The organism is Bradyrhizobium sp. SUTN9-2, from assembly GCF_003122645.1.
GTDB classification, from domain to species: domain Bacteria; phylum Pseudomonadota; class Alphaproteobacteria; order Rhizobiales; family Xanthobacteraceae; genus Bradyrhizobium; species Bradyrhizobium yuanmingense.
In genome coordinates, this window is record NZ_LAXE01000001.1 from 7458531 (window position 1) to 7479471 (window position 20941).

The following is a 20941-nucleotide window of genomic DNA, read 5'->3' on the forward strand; positions in this document are numbered from 1 at the left end:
CAAGCGGAGAGGCGAAGCGATCTCACCGCGCTTCTTCGAATCCTGCCAGCACAGAGGTCAGGTTGGCGCCGAGAATGTCCGAGAGATAGCCGCCTTCCTGCACGAGCACGGTCGGCAGGCCCAGCTTCGCGATGGCCTGGCCGATGCGGCGGAAGCCGGGTGTGGTGACGGCCAATCCCTTGAGCGGATCGTGCTCGGAGGCATCGAGGCCGAGTGCGATGACGAGGGCGCCGGGTGCAAAGGATTCGATCGCCTTGCGCGCGATGTCCAGCGCCTGGAGATAGCCGTCATCGCCGGTGCCGATGGGAAGCGGAATGTTGAGGTTGGTGCCGAGGCCGGGTCCTTCGCCGCGCTCATGGGCATAGCCCCATACGTACGGATAATACGCAACGGGGTCGGCATGGATCGAGATCGTGTAGACGTCGGGCCGGGCATAAAAGATGCCTTGCGTGCCGTTGCCGTGATGGACATCGACGTCGAGGATCACGACGCGCTCATGCTTCTGCCGCAGATGCGCCGCCGCGATCGCGCTGTTGTTGAGGAAGCAGAAGCCGCCGGCCATGTCGCGATAGGCGTGATGGCCGGGCGGACGGCAGAGCGCGTAAGTTGCGTCCTCGCCATCCATCACCATCTGCGCTGCGGTCACCGCAACATCGGTGGCGGCGCAGGCCGCGGCCCACGTGCCCGGGCCGATCGGCGCTGCGGTGTCGGCGGTATGCCAGCCGAGCTTGCCGACGATGTGGGTCGGATAGGTCGCGGCATGGCGCACGGGATGGATATTGCCGATCATCTCCGGGCCGGAATCGCCGAGCGCCGTCCAGGCGTCCCAGGCTTCGCTGAGGAACGACAGGTATTCCGGACTGTGAACGCGTGCGCGCGGACCGGGCCCGAACTTGGTTGGCTCGACCAGTTGATGCCTGCCGTCCTTCAATCCCCTGAGCAGGCGATCGGCGCGCTCGGGCTGCTCTGTGGTGCGCTTGACGACACCACGCACCAAGAAGAATTGCGGATCGTGGCTGCGGTGCAGCTCGGTATGGACGGCTTTCACTCAACACTCCGTGGTCGCCTGCTACTGGACGTGCCGCAGAGTCTTGATCGCCACGGCCGCCGGATGCAAGCAAGAAGAATGCCGTCCATCGTCGCGCTGCCCTGCGCGGAAAGCAGAGCGCTTGCGAAGCTCAGCAACGGCCGCGCTGGAGGCAGTGCTCGCGGCCCTGCTGGTCGGTGCGGAAGGACTCGATGAAGCCACCCTGGCGCTGGGTGACGAAGACGGTCTTGCCGTCGCTGCCGCCGAAGGCAATGTTGGTCGGCTCCTTGGCCTTCAGCGGGATCTCGCGCTCGACCGCGCCGGTCGGCTTCATCAGCGCGATCGTGCCCTTGAGAATGCGCGCGACGTAGAGGCGGCCGGCAACGTCGGTGCGCAGGCCGTCGATAGTGTCGGGCTGAAACGCCTTGACGAGTTTTGCAGCCGTCAGCTCGTTGCCGCTGATCGCATAGGACCAGATCTGGCCGCTGCTGGATTCGCCGACATAGAGCGTCTTGCCGTCAGGGCTGAGGTCGATGCCGTTGGTGGTGCCCATGGCGCGCGGCGTCGACATCACCTGCCCCCGCACCGTACCGTCCGCTCCCCTGGCGATGCGCCAGATGTGGCCTTCGCGCCCCTTCCAGTTCGGATCGCTCGCATAGATCGTGCCGTCCGGCGCGATCGTGATGTCGTTGGGCTGGCTCATCTCGCCGGAGTGAAACCACACCGCGGGCTTGGTCGCACCCTTGGGGATGGCGAAGATGTTGTGCTTCTTGTAGTCGGCGATGAACATGGTGCCGCTGCGATCGAAACGGATCGCGTTGCCGACGCTGCCTTCGGGGAGCGTCGTGAACAGCTCCGAGGCGGCGCCACCAGCGGGCAATTTGCCGATGGTGCCGGGCTTGCCGAGATTGACGACGAACAGATTGCCGTCGAGATCGGCGGCCGGCCCTTCGATGCCGAAGGTGTATTCGCTGGCGGGCGTCACCTGTGCGCTTTCGAACAGTTTTGTTTCGGCAGCGGCCGGCAGCGTCGTGACCAGCAGGATGCTACTGCACAGGCACCAGAAGTTCCTGCCGGATGTAATAGCCATCGCCGTCGGTGCACTCGCCGTTCAGATAGGGATCGGCTGGCCGGAAGAATCGGCTAAAGCCGGGTCTGTCTACAGCGTTCCTTTGTGTCACCACGACGACCTTTCCGGCCGGTATTTCGCCGCATTCCTTGTTGGCCTTGCTGAAAAACTTCCGCTGCGGCGGGCCCGGCTTGATCCGCATCCGCGTGCCCGGAACCATTTTGGCGACGAACAGGTCCGCGGTACCGAGCAGGCGCGTGTAACCGGGTTCTAGCTTCGGCAGGCTCTCGCCGCCCGGCGGCATCAGCTTCTCGGCGCCTAGGCCGCGCAGGCGCGTCCGCAGCCTGCCGGCGTCGGGATCGCCAGGGTAGATCCAGCCGTCCTGCGCCAGCATGAAGTGCAGCACCGCCCTGTCCTTCTCCGCATCCGATTGCCCCGCGCTCAGGCCGAAATCCGAATGGCAGCCGACGCAATGTTTCTCGACAAGGCCCTTGCGCAAGATGGTGAGGCGAACGCTGTTCTGCGCGTCCCTGGCGACGAAGGCTGCGAGTTGGTCGATCATCGCCTGGCTGCGCGTATCGCAGGGGAGCGGCTGAGGTCGCTCGCCGGCCGCGCGATCGATCCGGATCACGGTCCTGTTCTTGTCCTCGACCAGCCAGATCGCGCCGTCCTCCGTCACCGTCATGCCGACCGGCGCACCTTGCGGCCGCGCGCCGTTGACGCGGTGCCAGCCGGCGATCAGCTCTTCGAACGGCGCGGCGGCGACCTCGCCGGCGTCGGTCCGGAAACTGCGGGTCGGCTCGGCCGCGCAACTGACGTGATAGCGCACCGGTGCCGCGCTGGGCTTTGGAAAGCCGTGATCGTCGACGTCATAGACCAGCAGCCGGCTGCCGGTCGGCCGATAGCCGTGCAAGCCGACCAGCAGCTTGCCCTCCAGCTCCGGGAATTTGGCGCCGTGGTAATACAGCATCGCGAGCGGCGCGCCGTGCGGCGGCAGCAGCGAGAGCGGCGCCTTGTAAAGCGCATTGGCCGAGCAGAACGACTTGTACGCGCCCGATTGCAGCACGAGCCTGAATTCGGGGCTCGGCGTCGACAAATCGTAGCAATAGGGCCAGCCGTAGTGCCTGCCCTGCTCGATCGCGTTGATCTCCTCGTTCGGCTTGAAGATGTCGGGCAGGTCGCGGGCGTTCTCGCCTTGCAGGAAGGCGTAGCCAGCGTCCGGAAACTTCGGGTGCAGCACCAGCGCCATCGAGTTGCGCAGGCCGCGCGCATAGACAATGTGCGGCGGGTCGGGATCGCCAGGTTTCGATGCCGGGAAGACGCCGCCTGCGGGCGGCGTGAACAGCCAGATCGATGCCAGCGCGGACACGCCCTCGGCCGCCGCACAGGGTTTTGTGATCGGCGCAGGCGTGATGCAATCGTCGCTGTGCGAGCCGACATTGACGAACAGCCGGCCGTTCCGGTCGAACACGAACTGCTTGAACGGGTGCGCGCTCTCATCGGTCCTCGTGCCATCCGGCAGCGTGATCCGGCGGCCGGGCATGTGACGGATGATGGTCTCGACCGTGCTGCGTGGATTGTCCGCGAGCGGGTCGAACCGGAAGATCGTCTGCGCGGTCGAGGCATAAAGCTTTTTGTCCGGGCCGATGACGAGAGCGAACGGATATTCTATCCCCGTCAGCAGCTCCTTGAAGCGTTGCCCCTGCGGGGCACGCGGATCGAGCAGCAGCAGCCGCCCGTCGGTGTGGCCCCAGCCGCCCATATCGGCGACCACCAAAAGGTCGCGGCCGGGCACCTGGACGATCGAGCGCGGAAATTTGAGGCGGTCCCCCTCGCTGGCGACGAGGCCGGCGCAATATCCCGCCTTCATGTCGATCTGGATCCTGGGAAAGGCGAGATCGCCGCTGCCGCAGGCTTCCGTGCCGATCGCGTAGCCGCTCTTTCTGACCGGCTCGGACGAAGCCGGGGCGAAGCCGAGCAGCGCGGCGGCGAAGCCCGCTGCAAGAACGACCGCTGCAGGCAAGCGCAAATTTGGCCGTTCGCGATCGAATGTGAACTGGTTCACCGTGAGCCGCCTTCCCGCGGGCGTTGTTCCATGCCGCCGCGGTGCCGTCCAGTCATCACCCGCCTGTGATTAAACCTGTAACGACCTTGGGTCCGACCAATATCCGTAGATTTCCTTACCGGGCTCGACCCGAATGTTTCGCGAATGCTTGGGGTGGTATCGCTTTGCCGTCCCGATCGCTTTCTACAGGAGGCGCCTATGGTCCAGGTCTATTTTCACTGCTCCAACACCGAGGGCACGCTGATCGACCGCTACGGCGCCGCAGTCGCCAATCTGACCGAGGCGCGCGACCGCGCCGCTCAGATCATGAACTCGATGATCCAGACCCCCGGCGCCGAGGACTGGCGCGACTGGGTGATCCACGTCAGCGGCTCCGACGGCGAGGATCTGTTCGACCTCCCCTTCACCGCCATGCTCGGCAAGCCGCATTGAGGTGATGCCATGTTGCTCGCTTCATTGAGCCTGCTGCGCCAGCCCCTCAGCTTCGTCGCCACCAGATGGCAGACGCTGATCCGCGTCGCAGCCAATCCCTACCGCCCCGAGCTGCACTACATGCGCGGACCCGGCCCGAAATGGCGCGCCAAGTACCAGGCCAGCCGGCTGGATCGCATGCGCTGAGCGCGCGGCCGTAGAAATCGCACTAATCGTCGTCATGGCCGGGCTTGACCCGGCCATTCCACGTTTTGGGGGCTCGGATAGGAAGACGTGGATGCCCGGGACAGCCCGGGCATGACGGTTGGATGAGAAGCATGCCCACCTCACCTCCCGGTAAACTTCGCCTTGCGCTTCTCCACGAACGCATTGCGGCCTTCCATGGCGTCCGCGCTCTTGCGGATCGTGGCCTGAAGCTCGATCTCGCGGCGGAACTGCGCTTCATAGGTCGCATGCTCGCTCTCCTCGACCAGAGCGCGGGTTGCGACCAAAGCGCGCGTCGGTCCTTCGGCGAGGCGGCGCGCCAAACCTAACGCCTCATCCATCAACTTGGCGTCGTCGACGACCTGCCGGACTAGGCCGATCTCCTGGGCGCGTTCCGCCGTCAGCGGCTCATTGAGCAGCATCAGCTCGAGCGCGCGCTGCCGGCCGATCAGCCGCGGCAAGAGCCAGGTCGAGCCGAGATCGGGCACCAGCGCGATGCGGCTGAACACCTGGATGAAGCTCGCCGACCGCGCCGCGACGATGATGTCGCCGGCCATTGCGAGACTGAAGCCGCCGCCGGCCGCGACGCCATTGACGGCAACGACGACAGGCACTCGGCATTCGCGCAAGGCCTTGAAGGCCGGCCAGTAGAAGCGCATCACGCCGGCCGCGATGTCCTCGCCGAGCGCCTCTGAGGCTTTCAAATTCTGTCCTGAGCAAAATCCCCGCCCGGCGCCCGTGAGCACCAGCGCGCGGATGGCCTCGTCCCCCGTCATTTCGCCGACGGCTAGGGCAAGTGCGCCGAGCAGGTCTGGCGTCATCGCGTTGAGGCTGGCCGGCTCGTCGAGCGTCAGGATCCCGACCGCGCCATCCCGCGCCTGTTTCACACCAGCCATGCCGCGCCTCCCTTTCGATGTTCTCGTTGACGGCAATGTGCCATTGTCCGCGCGCTTCGCCAATTGCGGAGCCTCGCATTCAACGCAGCGAAGCCATCGACGAGCATCAAGACGACACCATGCCTCACCAGTTCAGCCTCAACCAGACCGTCCGCAAGCCCGCCGTCACCTCCAAGGGCGGCATCGTCGCCTCGCAATCGCGGCGGGCGGCCGAAATCGGGGCGCAGGTGCTGGCCGCCGGCGGCGATTGCGTCGACGCGATCGTTGCGACCACGTTTGCCCTCAACGTGCTGGAGCCCTGGAACAGCGGCATCGGCGGCGGCGGTGCGATGGTGCTCTACCGCGCCAAGGAAAATCGCTATGAGGTGATCGACTACGGCATGTGCGCGCCGCAAAGCCTGCGCACGGCCGATTATCCGCTCAGCGGCGAAGGCGCGTCGTCCGACCTGTTTCCCTGGCCAAGGGTGAAGGACGATCGCAACATCCACGGCCCCGGCTCGATCGCCGTACCCGGCGTCGTCGCCGGAATGGAAGAGGCGCACCGCCGCTACGCCAAATTGCCGTGGAAGGATCTGGTCGCGCCGGCAGCTCGGCTCGCCGGCGAAGGCCTGCTGGTCGATTGGTGGACGACGGTGACGATCGCGGGCTCGGCCGCCGATCTCAGGCGATACCCCGCGAGCGCGGCCGCGTATCTGAAGGACGGCCTGCCGCCGACCGCGCCGTGGGGCATCAAGGCTGAGACGCGGCTGCCGCAGGATGCCCTGAAGGCGACGCTGTCACATCTTGCGGACGCGGGCGCGCGTGATTTCTATCAGGGCGATCTCGCCAGGAGCATTGCTTCCGACATCAAGGCCGACGGCGGCTCGCTGTCGGTGGAAGATCTCGCTGCATTCCGCGCCCATGTGCGCGCGCCGCTGGCGATTCCCTATCGCGAAGGCAAGGTGTTCGCGACCCCGGAGCTCACCGCAGGGCCGACGATGGCGCATGCGCTACGGCTGTTGCAGCAGAGCTTGACGCCGGCAGACGCGCCGGATGCCGGCGCCTATGTCGAATATGCGCGCGCCCTGCAGGCCGCCTTCCGCGAGCGTCTCAAGGATATGGGCGATGCCGACGGCAAGCGCTCGCTCGGCGCCGAATATCTGGCGCCGGCCTGTACCACGCATTTCTCGGTGGTCGATCGTCACGGCAACATCGCGGCGGTGACGCAGACGCTACTGTCGTCCTTTGGCTCGCGCTACGTGACACCGCACACCGGCATCACCATGAACAACGGCATCATGTGGTTCGACCCGACAGCTGGCACCACCAACTCGCTTGCACCCGGCAAGCGCTGCCTCTGCAACTACACGCCCGTCATCGCCGAGACCAAGGACGGCAAGCGCCTCGCGGTCGGCGCCTCCGGCGGTCGCCGCATCCTGCCGTCGGTGATGCAGCTCGTGTCCTTCGCGATGGATTATGGGATGGACCTGGATGCCGCCATCCACCAGCCGCGCATCGACGCCAGCGAAGGCGCGGTGGTGATCGGCGATGCGCGCCTGCCGGCGGAGGTGCGCGAGGCGCTGGCCGCGCGCTTCGACTATGAAGAGAGCCGGGTGCAGGCGGTGCCGCAGAAGTTCGCCTGCCCGAGCGTCGTGATGCGAGAGGGCGAGGTCAATTCCGGCGCGGTCGAGATTTTCCAACCCTGGGCCGATGCGGTGGCGGAGGCTTGACTTCGCTCGACATGCCAGCGCGCGTTGAGCGCCAGCGCAATTACGCATCCAGGCGAGCGTCACGACTCCTCCACATTCGCAGGGAACTTACTCTCCCACCGTTCGTTCACTGAATGGACAAATGCGCTCGCCCCCACCGGAGGACATCATGAAGAAACTTGCGCTCGCCGCCTCGCTGATCATTGCGGCCGGCTTCACATTTACGAGCCCCGCACTGGCGAAGGGTGGGCACGGACATGGACATGGTCATGGCCACAAGATGGGCCATCATCACCATGGCAAGTCGTTCGGCTGGTACCACGGTCGCAAGGTCGGCTGGCGCGGTCACGCGTGCCCGCCCGGACTTTGGAAGCAGGGTCGCTGCTAAAGCCGATCTAAGATTCGAGCAAGGCGTCGCTCCTCACCGAGCGGCGCCTTCTTCATATGCCGAGCCGGTCCCGCACCCGGCCCGCGATCACGGCGGTGGTCACGCCGACCGGCCAGAACGCGTGCATCGGGATCGGCTTGATGCCCGTGATGGGCATGTCGATCTCGGCCTTGGTGCCGCCGATCAGGCGGCGGGCGAGCTGCGCGCCCATCGCGGTCGAAAGCGCGACACCGCGGCCATTGCAGCCGAGCGAGATCAAAACGCTCTCGGCGGGCTCGTGCACGTGGGGGTAATGATCCCCGGTGATGGCGAGCCGGCTGTTCCAGCCGTGGGTCCAGACGACGCCCTTGAGCTGCGGCCAGAGTCGCTCCGCATAACGCATGAGATAGGCGACGTCATGCGGCGACTTGATCCAGCGCATCGGGCCGCGGCCTCCCATCAACAGACGGTTCTGCTGATCGATGCGATAGTAGACCGTGATGTGGCCGCTCTCGTAGAGGACGGGGCGCGTCGGCATGATCGAACGGGCGACCGCGTCGGACAGCGGCGCGGTGGCGGCGATCGAGGAAAACACCGGCACGATGGTGCGGCGGAGCGCCGGCCAGAGATCGTCGGTGAAGCCGTTGGTGGCGAGCAGGACTTTATCCGCATGAACCACTGCGCGCGGCGTCTCGATGCGCCAGCGCGTGCCGTCGCGGCGCAGGGACAATGCCGGCGTCTCGCCATGAACCTTCGCGCCCGCAGAGATCGCAGCGCGGGCAAGACCACGGGCGTAGCTCAGGGGATGCAGATCGCCGCCGCGTGCATCCAACATCGCGCCGATGTAGCGGTCGGTGCCCGTCATCTCGCGCAACTGCTCGCGGTTCAGATAATTCACCGGCATGCCGCGGCGGATGCATTGCTGCGCGGTCTTCTCGATCGCAGCGGCGCTGCTCTCGTTGTAAGCCGCGCGCAAGGTGCCGTTCTGCCGCGCTTCGCACGGGATCTGGTAGCGGCGGATCAGATCGTGTGTGAAGTTGGTCGTGCCGTAGGCGAACGCGATCATGCGGCGGCCGAGCTCGGTGCCGAAATCGGCCTCGATCTTGTCAGGGTCGTGCTTCAGGCCGGGATTGGTGTGGCCGCCATTGTTGCCGGACGCGCCCCAGCCCGGCTCCTGCGCCTCCAGCACCAAGGCCTCGACATCCTGCTCCGCCAGATGCAGCGCGGTGGAAAGGCCGGTGTAGCCGCCGCCGACGATCGCGACCGAGACGCTCTTGTCGACATCGAGCGGCGGCGTGGCAACCGGCGCCACGGCGGTGTCGGCATAGAGCGAGGGCGGCAGAGGCAGGCGCGTCATGTCGAAACCGGTCAGAGCGGATGCAGCACGCGGCGCAAGAAGTCCTGCGTCCGCGCGTGCTGCGGTTGATTGAGCACCGATTTCGCCGGGCCCTGCTCGACAATGACGCCGCCATCGATGAACAGAACACGATCGGCGACGTCGCGCGCAAAGCCCATCTCGTGGGTGACGACGACCATGGTCATGCCGTCGTCGGCGAGCTTGCGCATGACGCCGAGGACGTCGCCGACCAGCTCGGGGTCGAGCGCCGAGGTCGGCTCGTCGAACAGGATCGCCTTGGGCTGCATGGCGAGCGCCCGCGCGATGGCGACGCGCTGCTGCTGCCCGCCGGAGAGCTGCGGCGGATGCGCATCGGCCTTTTCCGCAAGCCCGACCTGAGCGAGCAGCGCGCGGCCGCGCTCGAGCACCTGGGCGCGCGGCTCCTTCTTCACGAAGAGCGGCCCCTCGATCACGTTCTCCAGCGCTGTCCGATGCGGGAACAGGTTGAAGCGCTGGAACACCATAGAGACCTGGGTGCGGATGTTCACGATCGAGGGCGCGTCGCGATCGACCCTCAAGCCTTCGACGCTGATCTCGCCGCGGTCGTAGCTTTCGAGGCCGTTGATACAGCGCAGGATGGTCGACTTGCCGGAGCCGGAGGGGCCGATGATGCAGACCACCTCACCCTTCTCGACGCTCGCCGTGATGCCCTTGAGCACCTCGACCTTGCCAAAGCTCTTGTGGACGTCGCTCAGCTCGATCATCGCTTGCCGGCCCGCTTCTCGAAGTGACGGACCAAGAGGATCAGCGGAATGCTCATGGTGAGGTACATCAGGGCGACCAGCGTGAACACGCTGGTGTTCTTGAACGTCGAGGACGCGATCAGCTTGCCCTGCAGCGCGAGCTCGGCGACCGTGATGGTCGAGGCTTGCGAGGAATCCTTCAGCATCATGATCATGACGTTGCCGTAGGGCGGCAGCACGATGCGCACGGCCTGCGGCAGCACCACGCGGCGCATGGTGAGCCACCAGCCCATGCCGATCGACTGCGCCGCCTCGATCTGCCCCTTGTCGATCGCCTCGATGCCGGCGCGGAAGTTTTCGGCCTGGTAGGCCGAATAGGCGATGCCGAGCCCGAGGATCGCGGCCTGCAACGCGCTGAGCGTAACGCCGAGATCGGGCATCACGAAGTAGAGGTAGAACAACAGCACGATGATCGGGATGCCGCGGATCACGTTGATCAGGCTGGCGCTGAGCATCGACAGCGCTTTGATGCCGGAGACCCGCATCATCGCCCAGACCAGGCCGAGCACCGTCGACAGCAACAGCGAGCCGATCGTGACGATGATCGTCAGCGCGACGCCGTTCAGCAGGATCGGGAAGAACTCGACGGCGTCGCGCCAGAAGCCTTTCATCGGGCAGCCTTCGATCAGCTTCTATCGATCAACCTTGTGCTTTCAGGCCCCATTTATCGAGGATCTTGTCGATGGTGCCGTTGGCTTTCAGCTTCGCCAGCGAAGCGTTGATCTTGCCGAGCAGTTCGCTCTCGCCCTTGCGCACGCCGATGCCGACCGAGCCGACCGTGACCGGCTTGTAGCCGTCGACCAGGCGCACCTCGGGGAAGCCGCCCTGCTTCAGATTGTAGGCGAGGATCGGATAGTCGGCGTAGCCGGCCTTGAGTCGGCCGGTGTTCACGTCACGCAGGATGTCCGGGATGGTGTCGTAGGCCTTCACGTCGGAGAACAGGCCGGTCTTCTTCAGCGCGTCGACGAAGGCCGTGCCGACCTGGGCGCCGACAGTCTCGCCCTTCAGGTCCTCCTGCGTGGCGTAAGCCTTGGTGTCGGTCTTCAGCACCACGAGGCCCTCGCCGTAGCTGTAGATCGGGTCGGAGAAGTCGATGACCTCCTTGCGCGGCGGCGTGATGAACATCGCTGCCGCAATGATGTCGATCTTGCTCGAAGTCAGCGAGGGGATCAGCGCCGAGAACGCCATCGGCTCGATCTGCACGTTGAAGCCGGCATCCTTGCCGACCTCGGTGATGAGATCGACCATGATGCCCTGGATGGTGTTGGTCTTGGTGTCGAGGAAGGTGAAGGGAATGCCCGTCGGAGTCGAGCCGACCTTCAGAGCCTGTTGCGCCGCTGCCGGCACCGCTGTGGCAATGGCGAGCGCCGCAACTGCGGCCTGAACAAAACGCTTCATCGCATCCCCCTTTTGGGCCTGGTCGGCGGCGGCGCGCGCATGTCGCGATCAAACGTTGCGGGCCGGCCCGTTTCGGCCTATTTTCACCAATATGAAAATTTGGTCACACTTTCGCGGGTGATGCAAGCGGTTTTCATGCACATGAAGAAAGCGGTTTGACGTGAGCGGTGGCAAAAGAATGCGCAAACCGGCCGCCGCAAAGCCGGCCAGGAACAGGCCGGCCAAGGTGAAAGCCAAAGCCGCTGCCAAACCGGCCGAGCCGGCGATGGACGTCGCGGTCGGCCGCCGCATCCGGGATCTCAGGCGAGTCAGGCAGTTCTCGCTGGAGACGGTCGCCGCGCGCACGGAGCTGTCGATCGGCTTCCTCAGCCAGATCGAGCGCGGGCTGTCGTCGCCGTCGCTGCGGGTGCTGGCGACGCTCGCCGACGTGCTCGGCGTCGGCATCGCCGCGCTGTTCGGCGCGAGCCCGAGCGCCGACGGCGCATCGGATCAGGTGGTGACGCGCGGAGTGCAGCGGCCCGAATTGAAGCTGTGGCGCACGGGCGTGTCCAAGCAATTGCTGAGCCCGGCGAGCAGCGACAACAAGCTCAATCTGTTCCTGGTGCATCTTGAGCCCGGCGGCTCCACCGGCGATGAGCTCTACACCCACGACGGCGAAGAGGCCGGGCTCGTGCTCGAAGGCGAGATGATGCTGACGGTGGACAGCCAGACGTGGTCGCTGAAGACGGGCGACAGTTTTCGTTTCGCGAGCCGACGGCCGCACCGGTTTTCCAATCCGGCGCGGGATGCGAAGGCCGTGGTGCTGTGGGTGAATTGCGTGACGGGGGCGGGGTAGCTGCTTTCAACGCACGCGGCGGGTGGAAGAAATCCGCGGCGTCTCCACGCCGTCATTGCGAGTGCAGCAAAGCAATCCATAGTCTCACCGCGGAGACAGCCTGGATTGCTTCGTCGCAAGGGCTCCTCGCAATGACGAGGGATAGAGCCTTAGCCAAACCGGTGCTTGTACCGCTCCACCGACAACGCACTGACGTCGATGTCCGGCTTCTTGCCCGACAGCATGTCAGCGAGCACGCGGCCCGAGCCGCACGACATGGTCCAGCCGAGCGTGCCGTGGCCGGTGTTGAGGTGGAGGTTGGCGTAGTGGGTCCGGCCGATCACGGGCGGGCCGTCCGGCGTCATCGGGCGCAGGCCGCTCCAGAACGTCGCCTTGGACAGGTCGCCGCCGCGCGGGAACAGGTCGGTCAGCGAATGATCGAGCGTGGCGCGGCGTGCGTCGTAGAGCTTGTCCGAATAGCCGGAGATTTCGGCGGTGCCGCCGACGCGGATGCGATTGCCGAGGCGGGTGATCGCGACCTTGTAGCTCTCGTCCATCACGGTGGATTCCGGCGCGCCGGAGGCGTCCTTGATCGGCACCGTGATCGAATAGCCCTTCACCGGATAGACCGGCAGCGAAATACCGAGCGCCGCCAGGAGCCGCGACGACCAGCTGCCGAGCGCGAGCACGTAAGCGTCCGCCTGCAGCAGGCCGGCGCTGGTGGCGACACCGCTGACGCGCGCGCCATCGGTGACGATACGGTCGATCGAGGTGTTGAACAGGAAGCGCACGCCGAGCGCCTGGGCGTGCCTCGCCAGCGCCTGCGTGAACATGTGGCAGTCACCGGTCTCGTCCTGCGGCAGGCGGAGCCCGCCGACGAACTTCTCCTTCACGCCGGCAAGTGCCGGCTCGACCGCAATGCAGCCCTCGCGGTTCAGCACTTCGAAGGGAACGCCGTATTGCTTGAGCACGGCGATGTCTTCGGCCGTGCCGTCGAGCTGGGCCTGGTAGCGAAACAGCTGCAGCGTGCCCTGCGAGCGCTCGTCATACTGAATGCCGATGTCGCGGCGCAGATCACGCAAGGCATCGCGGCTGTATTCCGCGATCGGGATCATCCGGCTCTTGTTAACTGCGTAGCGCGCGCTGGTGCAGTTGCGCAGCATCTTGAGCAGCCAGACCCACATGACCGGATCGAGCTTCGGCCGGATCACTAGCGGGCCGTGCTTCATCAACAGCCACTTGATCGCCTTGACCGGCACGCCGGGGCCGGCCCAGGGCGAGGAATAGCCGGGCGACACCTCGCCGGCATTGGCGAAGGAGGTCTCCAGTGCCGGCTCCGGCTGGCGGTCGACGACCGTCACCTCATGGCCGGCACGCGCGAGGTAGTAGGCAGAGGTGACACCGATGACACCGCTGCCGAGGATCAGAACTTTCACGCTTCGTCAAACTCCCGCGGCGCTCGCCGCTGCAAGGACACAACTCGCTAGCGGCGAGAGCAATTATCAGGCCACCTTCTTGATGGCGTCGCCGAGGATCGAGATCATCTGGTCGATGTGGCTCTTCTCGACGATGAGCGGGGGCGACATCGCGACGGAATCGCCACCGGTGCGAAGATAGAGGCCGTTGTTGAAGCATTCGACCAGCATGTCGTAGCCGCGCGCGCCGACCGCGCCGCCACGCGGCGCAAGCTCGACCGCGCCCATCAGGCCGCAATTGCGGATGTCGACGACGTTCGGCAGGCCTTTGAGCGAATGCAGCGCATCGCGCCAGTATTCGGCGAGCGAGGCGCCGCGCGTGAGCAGGCCTTCGTCCTTGTAGATGTCGAGCGTCGCGATGCCCGCGGCGCAGGCGACCGGATGCGCCGAATAGGTGTAGCCGTGGAACAGCTCGATCTGGTTCTCCGGGCCGGTCATCATGCCGTCGTGCACCTTGCGGCTCGCGAACACGGCGCCGCAGGGCACGGTGCCGTTGGTGATGCCCTTGGCCGTGGTCATCAGGTCCGGCGTGACGCCAAAGAAGTTAGCGGCGAACGGCGTGCCGAGGCGGCCGAAGCCGGTGATGACCTCGTCGAAGATCAGGAGGATGCCGTGCTTGTCGCAGATCTCGCGCAGGCGCTGCAGATAGCCCTTCGGCGGCGGCAGCACCGCGGTCGAGCCCGGCACCGGCTCGACGATGACGGCGGCGATCGTTTCCGCGCCGTGCAGGGCGACCAGACGCTCGAGATCGTCGGCGAGCTCGGCGCCGTGCTCGGGCAGGTCCTTGGCGAAGGCGTTGCGGGTGAGATCATGGGTGTGGCGGATGTGGTCGACGCCTGGCAGCAGGGTGGTGAAGGCGCGGCGGTTGGCGACCATGCCGCCGACCGAGGTGCCGCCGAAGCCGACGCCGTGATAGCCGCGCTCGCGACCGATCAGGCGGGTGCGGCTGGCCTGGCCGTTGGCGCGGTGATAGGCCAGCGCGATCTTCAGCGCGGTGTCGACCGACTCGGAGCCGGAATTGGTGAAGAAGACGCGGTCGAGGCCCTTTGGGGCGATCTCGGCGAGACGCTCGGCGAAGTCGAAGGCCAGCGGATGGCCCATCTGGAACGACGGCGCGAAGTCCAGCGTCATCAGCTGGCGCTCGACGGCGGCGGCGATCTGCTTGCGGCCGTGGCCGGCATTGACGCACCAGAGCCCGGCGGAGCCGTCGATCACCTGGCGGCCATCAACGCTGGTGTAGTACATGCCCTCGGCCGAGGAGAACAGGCGCGGCGACTTCTTGAACTGCCGATTGGCCGTGAACGGCATCCAGTACGAATCGGTCTTGATGGTGTTCGGAATCTGATGAAGGGTCACGGCCGCGCTCCTGTGCTGACCCCATAGCTGAGCCATGGCTTGGATGGCGCAACAAGTCCTTTTCTGGTGACCTGCAAGCCATTGATTTAACTGGGGCTGCCGGTCCATATTTGCGCGATCCGCAACACCTGCAACACGGGACCCAGGGCAAGGACCAGAACATGAGCGTCGACATCGGTGGACGGCTGCGATTCATCCGGGCGCGCCACAAGCTGTCGCAGCGCGAGCTGGCCAAGCGCGCCGGCGTCACCAATTCGACGATCTCGCTGATCGAATCCAACCAGATGAACCCTTCGGTCGGCGCGCTCAAGCGCATCCTCGACGGCATCCCGATGGGGCTCGCCGAGTTCTTCGCGCTGGAGCCGGAGTCCAGGCGCAAGATCTTCTACCGCGCCGAGGAGCTCACCGAAGTCGGCAAGAAGCCGATCTCATACCGGCAGGTCGGCGACAATCTGTTCGGCCGCAGCCTGCAGATCCTGAAGGAGCGCTACGAGCCCGGCAGCGACACCGGGCGCGTGCATCTCGTCCATGACGGCGAGGAAGGCGGCATCGTGATTTCGGGCAAGCTCGAGGTCACCGTCGAGGACGAGCGCCGCATCCTCAATCCCGGCGATGCCTATTATTTCGAGAGCCGCCGCCCGCATCGCTTCCGCTGCGTCGGCGGCAAACCGTGCGAGGTGATCTCGGCCTGCACGCCGCCAACGTTCTGACGGTCCCTCCGCAATCGTACGGAGCCGAGGATCTAGCGGATATTGAGCCACCGCAATTTCCGCGAACCGCAGCTTGATATGTTGGGAGCCGTAGCCGAGCAGCCTCGCGCAAAGGTGCTGAGGTTATGGCCCCGGACTCCTAGGCACTCCGGGGCCGCCTGTTTCGGAAGAGCTAGAACTACGTCAGCAGTTCCTCGATCCGGATCGGAAAGTTGCGGACGCGCACGCCGGTGGCGTGCCAGACCGCGTTGGCGACCGCGCCGGCGCTGCCGGTGATGCCGATCTCGCCGACACCCTTGATGCCGAGCGCATTCACGTGCGGATCGTGCTCCTCGACGGTGATGACGTCGAGCGGCGGCACGTCGGCGTTCACGGGGATGTGGTACTCGCCGAGATTGGCGTTCATGATCCGCCCGCTGCGGCGGTCTGTGATCGCCGCCTCGTGCAGCGCGAAGGACAGGCCCCAGATCATGCCGCCGAACAACTGGCTCTGCACCATGCGCGGATTGATGATGCGTCCGGCGGCGAAGGCGCCGACCATGCGACTGACGCGGACCTGGCCGAGCTCGGGATCGACCTTCACCTCGGCGAATACCGCGCCGTGGGCGTGCATCGCATATTGCTCCATCGCCGCAGGGTTCGGCGCGCCGGTGCCGCGCGCCTCCACTTCGGCAACGCCCGCGCGCGCCAGAATCCCGGCATAGCTCTCGCTGCGGCTCTCATCGTCGCGGCGGATCAGCCTGCCGTCGCGCGCGATCACGCCGGCATTGCCGGCGCCGAACAGCGGCGAGCGCTCGTCGCTTGTGGCGAGATCGGCGAGCTTTCCGATCACGGCGGCACCGGCGCTGTGGATCGCAGCGCCTGCGGTTGCCGTGTGCGCCGAGCCGCCGGCGATGCCGGCATCGGGCAGGTCGGACGTGCCGGACCTGAAGTCGAGGCGGTCGATGTCGAGACCGACGGAATCGGCCGCGATCTGCGCCAGCGCCGTCCAGGCGCCCTGCCCCATGTCATGCGCGCCGATCTCCATCACGCCGGAGCCGTCGCGGCGGATCGCCGCGCGCGCCTCGGCCTGGAACATCAGCGCCGGGAAGGTCGCCGTACCCATGCCCCAGCCGACCAGAAGGCCGGCATCGTCGCGCATCTGCCGCGGCTGCAGCGGACGCTTGGCCCAGCCGAAGCGCGAGGCGCCCTGCTCGTAGCAGGCGCGCAGCGCCTTGGAGGAGAACGGCCGCCCCGTCATCGGCTCGACCTCGGCGTAGTTCTTCAGGCGGAAAGCGAGCGGATCCATGCCGCAGGCCCAGGCCATCTCGTCGATCGCGCTCTCGAGCGCGATCGAGCCGGTCGCCTCGCCCGGCGCGCGCATGAACAGCGGCGTGCCGGTGTTGACGCGCACGGCATCGTGCGAAGTGCGGATCGCGGGCGCCGCGTAGAGCGTGTGCGAGGCATCGGCGGCAGGCTCGTAGAAATCGTCGAAGGTGCTCGACACGGTTCGCGCATGATGATCGAGCGCAGTCAGGCGGCCCTCGCCATCGGCGCCGAGGCGCAGGCGTTGGCGCGTCGGCGCCCGGTGGCCGACCGGGCCATACATCTGCTCGCGGCGGAGCACCAGCTTGACTGGCCTGCCGACCAGCTTCGCCGCCATCACGCCGAGGATCTGCGGCCCGGTCAGGAAGCCCTTCGAGCCGAAGCCGCCGCCGAGGAACGGGCTGCGGATGTGAATCTTCTCCGGCGCGAGGCCAAACAGCTCGGCGACGCGGCCGCGAGCCATCACCATGGCCTGGCTCGGCGTGTCCAAGAAGAGCTTGTCACCCTCCCAGCGCGCCACGATCGCGTGCGGCTCCATGGCATTGTGATATTGCGGCGGCGTCTCGTAGATCGCGTCGATCTGCTTGTCGGCCGCGGCGAGGCCCGCCTCGACATCGCCGCGATGGCTTTCCGTGGGATTACCGACGCCGACGACCGGCGGCACGAAGCTCTCGCCGGCATCGAGGCCGACCAGCGCAGGCTGCACCTCGTAACGTGGGGCCAGCAGCGCGGCGCCTTCCGTCGCGGCCTCCAGCGTTTCAGCGATCACGACCGCAATCGCCTGATTGGCGTAGCGGACCTCATTGCTCTGCAACACCTCCATCCGGAATACGAACGGATTGGTCTTGAGGTCGGGGTCGATCGCGAGCGCTGGCTTGTGATCGGGCGTCATGACGTCGACGACGCCGGGATGGCGTTTTGCGGCAGCGACATCGAGCGAGACCACACGGCCCCGCGCAATGCTCGAGACGGCCATCACGGCAAACAGCATGCCGGGCGGATGATTGTCCGCAGCATAGCTCGCCTGCCCCGTCACCTTGAGGATGCCGTCGCGGCGGGTCAGCGGCTGGCCGATATTCGAGCCGTGCCTGAGATGTGCGGGCGCACTGGTCAAATTGAGCTCAGACATGGACGGCTCCGGAGGTCGAGGCGAAGGGAGAGGCCGGCAGCGCGGGGATACGCGCAGGCGTCCCGGCGGCGGCCAAGGTCAGCGCGCGCACGACGATGCGGCGCGCGAGCTCGATCTTGGAGGCGTTGTCGCCGGACGGTTTTGCGCCCTCGAGCGCACGCCGGGCCGCCTCCTGGAACGCGTCCGCCGTCGGCGCAACGCCCTTGAGGACGTCTTCCGCTGCGCGAGCGCGCCAAGGCTTCGCGGCGACGCCGCCGAGCGCGAGCCGCGCCTGTGCGATTCTGCCGTTCTCGATCCGCAGCGCGGCCGCGGCCGAGACGACAGCAAAGGCGTAGGAGGTACGCTCGCGCACCTTGAGGTAACGCGCATGCGCGGCAAAGCCGCGTGCGGCAGGCGGCAGGCGCACGGCGACGATGAGATCGCCGGGCTCAAGCACGGTCTCGCGCTCGGGCGCATCGCCCGGCAGGCGGTGCAGTTCGTCGAGCGCGACCTCGCGCCGGCCGCCCCTGCCCTCGATCTCGACGATGGCATCAAGCGCGACCAGCGGCACGCAGAAGTCGGAAGGGTGCGTGGCGATACAGCTCTCGCTCCAGCCGAGCACGGCATGGCCGCGGTTCTCGCCGTGAAGTGCGTCGCAGCCGGAGCCAGGTGCGCGCTTGTTGCAGCGGCTGGCGGTGTCGTAGAAATACGCGCAGCGCGTCCGTTGCAACAAATTGCCGCCGACGGTGGCGGCATTGCGCAATTGAGCCGACGCACCGGAGAGCAGCGCTTCGGCCACCGCGGGATAGGACCGCGCGAACTCCGCATCATGGGCGAGATCGGCATTGCGCACCAACGCGCCGATGCGCAAAGATCCGTCCGCGAGAGTCTCGATTTGATCGAGGCCATCGAGATGCGTGACGTCGACAAGCCGGTCCGGACGGCTGACGCCGCCCTTCATCAGGTCGAGCAGATTGGTGCCGGCGGCAAGAAAGACCGCGCCCGGCTGAGCCGCGGCCACAACGGCTTCAGTGACCGTGGCGGGCCTGACATAATCGAACTGTTTCATGCGGAACGCCTCTGATTGGTTTCGTCCATTTGTCCTTGCGCTTCCAGCACGGCATCGACGATGCCGACGTAAGCGCCGCAGCGGCACAGATTGCCGCTCATGCATTCGCGGACGCGCTCGGGATCGTTGCCGGCCTGGCCTTCTCTGATCATGCCGATCGCGCTCATGATCTGGCCCGGCGTGCAGAAGCCGCATTGAAAGCCGTCATGTGCGATGAAGGCGGCCTGCACGGGATGGAGCTGGTCGCCGCGCGCGAGGCCTTCGATGGTGAGAATGTCGGCCCCGTCATGGCTAATGGCGAGCGCGAGGCAGGAATTGATGCGCTTGCCGTCGACCAGGATGGTGCAGGCGCCGCATTGGCCGCGGTCGCACCCCTTCTTGGTTCCGGTCAGATGAAGGCGCTCACGCAGGAGATCGAGCAGCGTGACGCGCGGATCGTCGAGGACGAAATCGCGCCGCGCACCGTTCACGGTGAGGCTGATGGAGTGGTTCATACAAGGCTCCGATCAGATTTGGACATGAGTCATCGCGCAGCGCGCCACCGCCGTGGCCGCTGTCGAATAGCGCCGTCCGAACACGATGCGTCCGACGCTTGATCGGAAGATACGGAGGCAGCCTCCGCTTAACAAGGGCGGCGCGGAAAAATCTGGAATTCGTCAAAAGCGCGTGCGTCACCAACGCGATGCAGCCCTGCGCGGGTCCGGCGAGGGTTCAATCTAACCAATTCGTGATCTACATTGCGCGCCATGGACGACCACACCGACCAGACCCGCAAACCCCGCGCCGATGCCGTGCGCAATCGCGAGCGCGTGCTCGAAGCGGCAAAGCTGGTGTTCAGCGCGGGCGGTTCGGAGGCGAGCCTGGAAGCGGTGGCCAAGCGCGCCGGGGTCGGCATCGGCACGCTGTATCGGCATTTCCCGACGCGCGAGGCCTTGTTCGAGGCGGTGTACCGCCGCGAGGTCGAGCAGCTCAGCGAGCTGGCCGAGCAGTTGAAGAATGCCAAGGATCCGGTCGAGGCGCTGCGGCGCTGGCTGCGCTCAGGGGTCGAGTTTGTTGCGACAAAGAAGGGGATGATGGCAGCGCTGGCGCTCGCAGTGCAGAGCGGGTCGGAGCTGCATGCCTTCTCCTTCGAGCGTCTGACCAAGGCGATCGGCTCGCTGCTGGACCGGGCGGTCGCAGCCGGCGAGATGCGCGCCGACATCAGCCCGGAGGATCTGCTGCGCGCCTTCTTCGGCATGTGCTACGTGCACGACCAGCCCGGCTGGCAGGCGACCGCGCTGCGCCTGCTCGACGTGTTCGTCGACGGCTTGCGCGTGCGGCCGCCCAGCAAGGCCCGCTCGTCGATGACGACAAAGCCTGCGACGAAGCGAAAGCGCTAGGCTGGAGCTTGCCGATGGGAGCCGCTGACCCCGAGCGGACTTCGCTAAACATGGAACTGTTGTCACCTAATCCAATTTAAAGGATCATTTGATACATCGCTTCGACTTGCGACATGGCAGGTTCAGGCATGGCGCCAGTTCTCAATTTGCCCCGGCTCACCAATTCGCTCAGACAGGATCGTCTGGCGCTTCAACGTGCCCGCGAGGTCGTGGCGGAGGCGACCGAGGTGCTTCAACGCTGTCCAAAGCCGGATACGTTTCTAGGCCGTAAGACTCAAGAGCCGTTTCCGAATGAGGACGAAACAAAGTTGACCAGGGTGGCGCAGCGTTCAAGCCGCGAGCCGTTTCCAAGAACGTAAAGGCTTCATTAACACACCTGAATGCACTTCCGGGCCGTGGCAGGCATATCGGCCTCATCGGAAAACCGGATTAGACAATGC

Annotated in this window: 21 protein-coding genes; 7 read left to right on the top strand and 14 right to left on the bottom strand. The window is 66.0% G+C overall.

Features of this window, described 5'->3' with window-relative positions:
• Positions 1-22: 22 nt before the first annotated feature.
• The 3 genes from XF30_RS34510 to XF30_RS34520 all read right to left on the bottom strand — a co-directional run bounded on the left by XF30_RS34510 (position 23) and on the right by XF30_RS34520 (position 4161).
• Positions 23-1048 (bottom strand): histone deacetylase family protein, encoded by a 1026-nt coding sequence (locus XF30_RS34510; protein WP_036026779.1) that lies wholly within the window; start codon positions 1046-1048, stop codon positions 23-25.
• Positions 1049-1178: 130 nt separating this feature from the next.
• Positions 1179-2117, bottom strand: a complete 939-nt coding sequence (locus tag XF30_RS34515; protein WP_036035942.1) for an SMP-30/gluconolactonase/LRE family protein — start codon at positions 2115-2117, stop codon at positions 1179-1181.
• Positions 2074-4161 (bottom strand): PQQ-dependent sugar dehydrogenase, encoded by a 2088-nt coding sequence (locus XF30_RS34520; protein ID WP_109145185.1) that lies wholly within the window; start codon positions 4159-4161, stop codon positions 2074-2076. The genes XF30_RS34515 and XF30_RS34520 overlap by 44 nt, the downstream gene beginning before the upstream one ends.
• A 198-nt stretch (positions 4162-4359) precedes the next feature.
• On the opposite strand from XF30_RS34520, the gene XF30_RS34525 reads away from it, so the two are divergent.
• Both XF30_RS34525 and XF30_RS38740 read left to right on the top strand, forming a co-directional pair.
• Positions 4360-4593: a DUF6894 family protein gene (locus XF30_RS34525; RefSeq protein ID WP_036011788.1), complete on the top strand. Its 234-nt coding sequence runs from the start codon at positions 4360-4362 to the stop codon at positions 4591-4593.
• Positions 4594-4602: 9 nt separating this feature from the next.
• On the top strand, positions 4603-4779 hold the full coding sequence (locus XF30_RS38740; RefSeq protein ID WP_172788150.1) for a hypothetical protein: 177 nt from the start codon (positions 4603-4605) through the stop codon (positions 4777-4779).
• A gap of 140 nt (positions 4780-4919) precedes the next feature.
• On the opposite strand, the gene XF30_RS34530 is transcribed toward XF30_RS38740, so the two are convergent.
• On the bottom strand, positions 4920-5693 hold the full coding sequence (locus tag XF30_RS34530) for an enoyl-CoA hydratase-related protein (protein ID WP_109145186.1): 774 nt from the start codon (positions 5691-5693) through the stop codon (positions 4920-4922).
• A gap of 119 nt (positions 5694-5812) precedes the next feature.
• Between XF30_RS34530 and XF30_RS34535 the strand changes: the two genes are divergently transcribed.
• Positions 5813-7402, top strand: coding sequence for a gamma-glutamyltransferase family protein (locus XF30_RS34535; protein ID WP_192893336.1), 1590 nt, complete (start codon positions 5813-5815; stop codon positions 7400-7402).
• A 148-nt stretch (positions 7403-7550) separates the two neighbouring features.
• Positions 7551-7769 (top strand): hypothetical protein, encoded by a 219-nt coding sequence (locus XF30_RS38745; protein WP_081494583.1) that lies wholly within the window; start codon positions 7551-7553, stop codon positions 7767-7769.
• A gap of 52 nt (positions 7770-7821) precedes the next feature.
• Here XF30_RS38745 and XF30_RS34545 read toward each other — a convergent pair whose 3' ends face one another.
• From XF30_RS34545 to XF30_RS38750, 5 genes are read right to left on the bottom strand one after another with little or no spacing between them, the layout of a single operon-like run.
• The gene (locus XF30_RS34545; RefSeq protein ID WP_109145188.1) at positions 7822-9105 is read right to left on the bottom strand and encodes an NAD(P)/FAD-dependent oxidoreductase; all 1284 of its coding nucleotides are present in this window, start codon (positions 9103-9105) and stop codon (positions 7822-7824) included.
• Positions 9106-9116: 11 nt separating this feature from the next.
• The gene (locus XF30_RS34550) at positions 9117-9848 is read right to left on the bottom strand and encodes an amino acid ABC transporter ATP-binding protein (RefSeq protein ID WP_036011798.1); all 732 of its coding nucleotides are present in this window, start codon (positions 9846-9848) and stop codon (positions 9117-9119) included.
• The gene (locus XF30_RS34555; RefSeq protein ID WP_024341720.1) at positions 9845-10498 is read right to left on the bottom strand and encodes an amino acid ABC transporter permease; all 654 of its coding nucleotides are present in this window, start codon (positions 10496-10498) and stop codon (positions 9845-9847) included. The genes XF30_RS34550 and XF30_RS34555 overlap by 4 nt, the downstream gene beginning before the upstream one ends.
• Positions 10499-10526: 28 nt before the next feature.
• On the bottom strand, positions 10527-11285 hold the full coding sequence (locus tag XF30_RS34560) for an ABC transporter substrate-binding protein (RefSeq protein ID WP_109145189.1): 759 nt from the start codon (positions 11283-11285) through the stop codon (positions 10527-10529).
• Positions 11286-11333: 48 nt separating this feature from the next.
• Positions 11334-11576: a hypothetical protein gene (locus XF30_RS38750; RefSeq protein WP_162130851.1), complete on the bottom strand. Its 243-nt coding sequence runs from the start codon at positions 11574-11576 to the stop codon at positions 11334-11336.
• On the opposite strand from XF30_RS38750, the gene XF30_RS34565 reads away from it, so the two are divergent.
• Positions 11464-12120, top strand: coding sequence for a helix-turn-helix domain-containing protein (locus XF30_RS34565; protein ID WP_192893337.1), 657 nt, complete (start codon positions 11464-11466; stop codon positions 12118-12120). The two genes, XF30_RS38750 and XF30_RS34565, sit on opposite strands and share 113 nt — an antisense overlap.
• A gap of 149 nt (positions 12121-12269) precedes the next feature.
• On the opposite strand, the gene XF30_RS34570 is transcribed toward XF30_RS34565, so the two are convergent.
• Together XF30_RS34570 and aptA are read right to left on the bottom strand one after the other, a co-directional pair.
• On the bottom strand, positions 12270-13535 hold the full coding sequence (locus tag XF30_RS34570) for a D-amino acid dehydrogenase (RefSeq protein ID WP_109145191.1): 1266 nt from the start codon (positions 13533-13535) through the stop codon (positions 12270-12272).
• A 66-nt stretch (positions 13536-13601) separates the two neighbouring features.
• Positions 13602-14930: an omega-aminotransferase AptA gene (gene aptA, locus XF30_RS34575; protein ID WP_036026788.1), complete on the bottom strand. Its 1329-nt coding sequence runs from the start codon at positions 14928-14930 to the stop codon at positions 13602-13604.
• A 161-nt stretch (positions 14931-15091) separates the two neighbouring features.
• Between aptA and XF30_RS34580 the strand changes: the two genes are divergently transcribed.
• Positions 15092-15640: a cupin domain-containing protein gene (locus XF30_RS34580; RefSeq protein ID WP_018646206.1), complete on the top strand. Its 549-nt coding sequence runs from the start codon at positions 15092-15094 to the stop codon at positions 15638-15640.
• Positions 15641-15818: 178 nt separating this feature from the next.
• Here XF30_RS34580 and XF30_RS34585 read toward each other — a convergent pair whose 3' ends face one another.
• From XF30_RS34585 to XF30_RS34595, 3 genes are read right to left on the bottom strand one after another with little or no spacing between them, the layout of a single operon-like run.
• A complete protein-coding gene (locus tag XF30_RS34585) occupies positions 15819-18074 on the bottom strand; it encodes a xanthine dehydrogenase family protein molybdopterin-binding subunit (RefSeq protein ID WP_109145192.1) in 2256 nt (751 codons plus the stop codon).
• Positions 18067-19122: an FAD binding domain-containing protein gene (locus XF30_RS34590; RefSeq protein ID WP_109145193.1), complete on the bottom strand. Its 1056-nt coding sequence runs from the start codon at positions 19120-19122 to the stop codon at positions 18067-18069. The genes XF30_RS34585 and XF30_RS34590 overlap by 8 nt, the downstream gene beginning before the upstream one ends.
• Positions 19119-19616: a (2Fe-2S)-binding protein gene (locus XF30_RS34595; protein ID WP_036026794.1), complete on the bottom strand. Its 498-nt coding sequence runs from the start codon at positions 19614-19616 to the stop codon at positions 19119-19121. Before XF30_RS34595 ends, XF30_RS34590 begins: the two co-directional genes overlap by 4 nt.
• 252 nt (positions 19617-19868) lie before the next feature.
• Between XF30_RS34595 and XF30_RS34600 the strand changes: the two genes are divergently transcribed.
• The gene (locus tag XF30_RS34600; protein WP_109145194.1) at positions 19869-20501 is read left to right on the top strand and encodes a TetR/AcrR family transcriptional regulator; all 633 of its coding nucleotides are present in this window, start codon (positions 19869-19871) and stop codon (positions 20499-20501) included.
• The last annotated feature ends 440 nt before the right edge of the window (positions 20502-20941 follow it).

What these genes read in the sequence shown, in the direction of transcription:
- XF30_RS34525 (WP_036011788.1), top strand. Translation starts at nt 4,360, where the DNA reads ATGGTCCAGGTCTATTTTCACTGCTCCAACACCGAGGGCACGCTGATC.
- XF30_RS38745 (WP_081494583.1), top strand. Translation starts at nt 7,551, where the DNA reads ATGAAGAAACTTGCGCTCGCCGCCTCGCTGATCATTGCGGCCGGCTTC.
- XF30_RS34560 (WP_109145189.1), bottom strand. Translation starts at nt 11,285, where the DNA reads ATGAAGCGTTTTGTTCAGGCCGCAGTTGCGGCGCTCGCCATTGCCACA.
- XF30_RS34590 (WP_109145193.1), bottom strand. Translation starts at nt 19,122, where the DNA reads ATGAAACAGTTCGATTATGTCAGGCCCGCCACGGTCACTGAAGCCGTT.
- XF30_RS34585 (WP_109145192.1), bottom strand. Translation starts at nt 18,074, where the DNA reads ATGTCTGAGCTCAATTTGACCAGTGCGCCCGCACATCTCAGGCACGGC.
- XF30_RS34600 (WP_109145194.1), top strand. Translation starts at nt 19,869, where the DNA reads ATGGACGACCACACCGACCAGACCCGCAAACCCCGCGCCGATGCCGTG.
- XF30_RS34565 (WP_192893337.1), top strand. Translation starts at nt 11,464, where the DNA reads ATGCGCAAACCGGCCGCCGCAAAGCCGGCCAGGAACAGGCCGGCCAAG.
- XF30_RS34550 (WP_036011798.1), bottom strand. Translation starts at nt 9,848, where the DNA reads ATGATCGAGCTGAGCGACGTCCACAAGAGCTTTGGCAAGGTCGAGGTG.
- XF30_RS34555 (WP_024341720.1), bottom strand. Translation starts at nt 10,498, where the DNA reads ATGAAAGGCTTCTGGCGCGACGCCGTCGAGTTCTTCCCGATCCTGCTG.
- XF30_RS34545 (WP_109145188.1), bottom strand. Translation starts at nt 9,105, where the DNA reads ATGACGCGCCTGCCTCTGCCGCCCTCGCTCTATGCCGACACCGCCGTG.
- XF30_RS34535 (WP_192893336.1), top strand. Translation starts at nt 5,813, where the DNA reads ATGCCTCACCAGTTCAGCCTCAACCAGACCGTCCGCAAGCCCGCCGTC.
- XF30_RS34515 (WP_036035942.1), bottom strand. Translation starts at nt 2,117, where the DNA reads ATGGCTATTACATCCGGCAGGAACTTCTGGTGCCTGTGCAGTAGCATC.
- XF30_RS38750 (WP_162130851.1), bottom strand. Translation starts at nt 11,576, where the DNA reads ATGCGGCGGCCGACCGCGACGTCCATCGCCGGCTCGGCCGGTTTGGCA.
- XF30_RS34595 (WP_036026794.1), bottom strand. Translation starts at nt 19,616, where the DNA reads ATGAACCACTCCATCAGCCTCACCGTGAACGGTGCGCGGCGCGATTTC.
- XF30_RS34580 (WP_018646206.1), top strand. Translation starts at nt 15,092, where the DNA reads ATGAGCGTCGACATCGGTGGACGGCTGCGATTCATCCGGGCGCGCCAC.
- XF30_RS38740 (WP_172788150.1), top strand. Translation starts at nt 4,603, where the DNA reads ATGTTGCTCGCTTCATTGAGCCTGCTGCGCCAGCCCCTCAGCTTCGTC.
- XF30_RS34530 (WP_109145186.1), bottom strand. Translation starts at nt 5,693, where the DNA reads ATGGCTGGTGTGAAACAGGCGCGGGATGGCGCGGTCGGGATCCTGACG.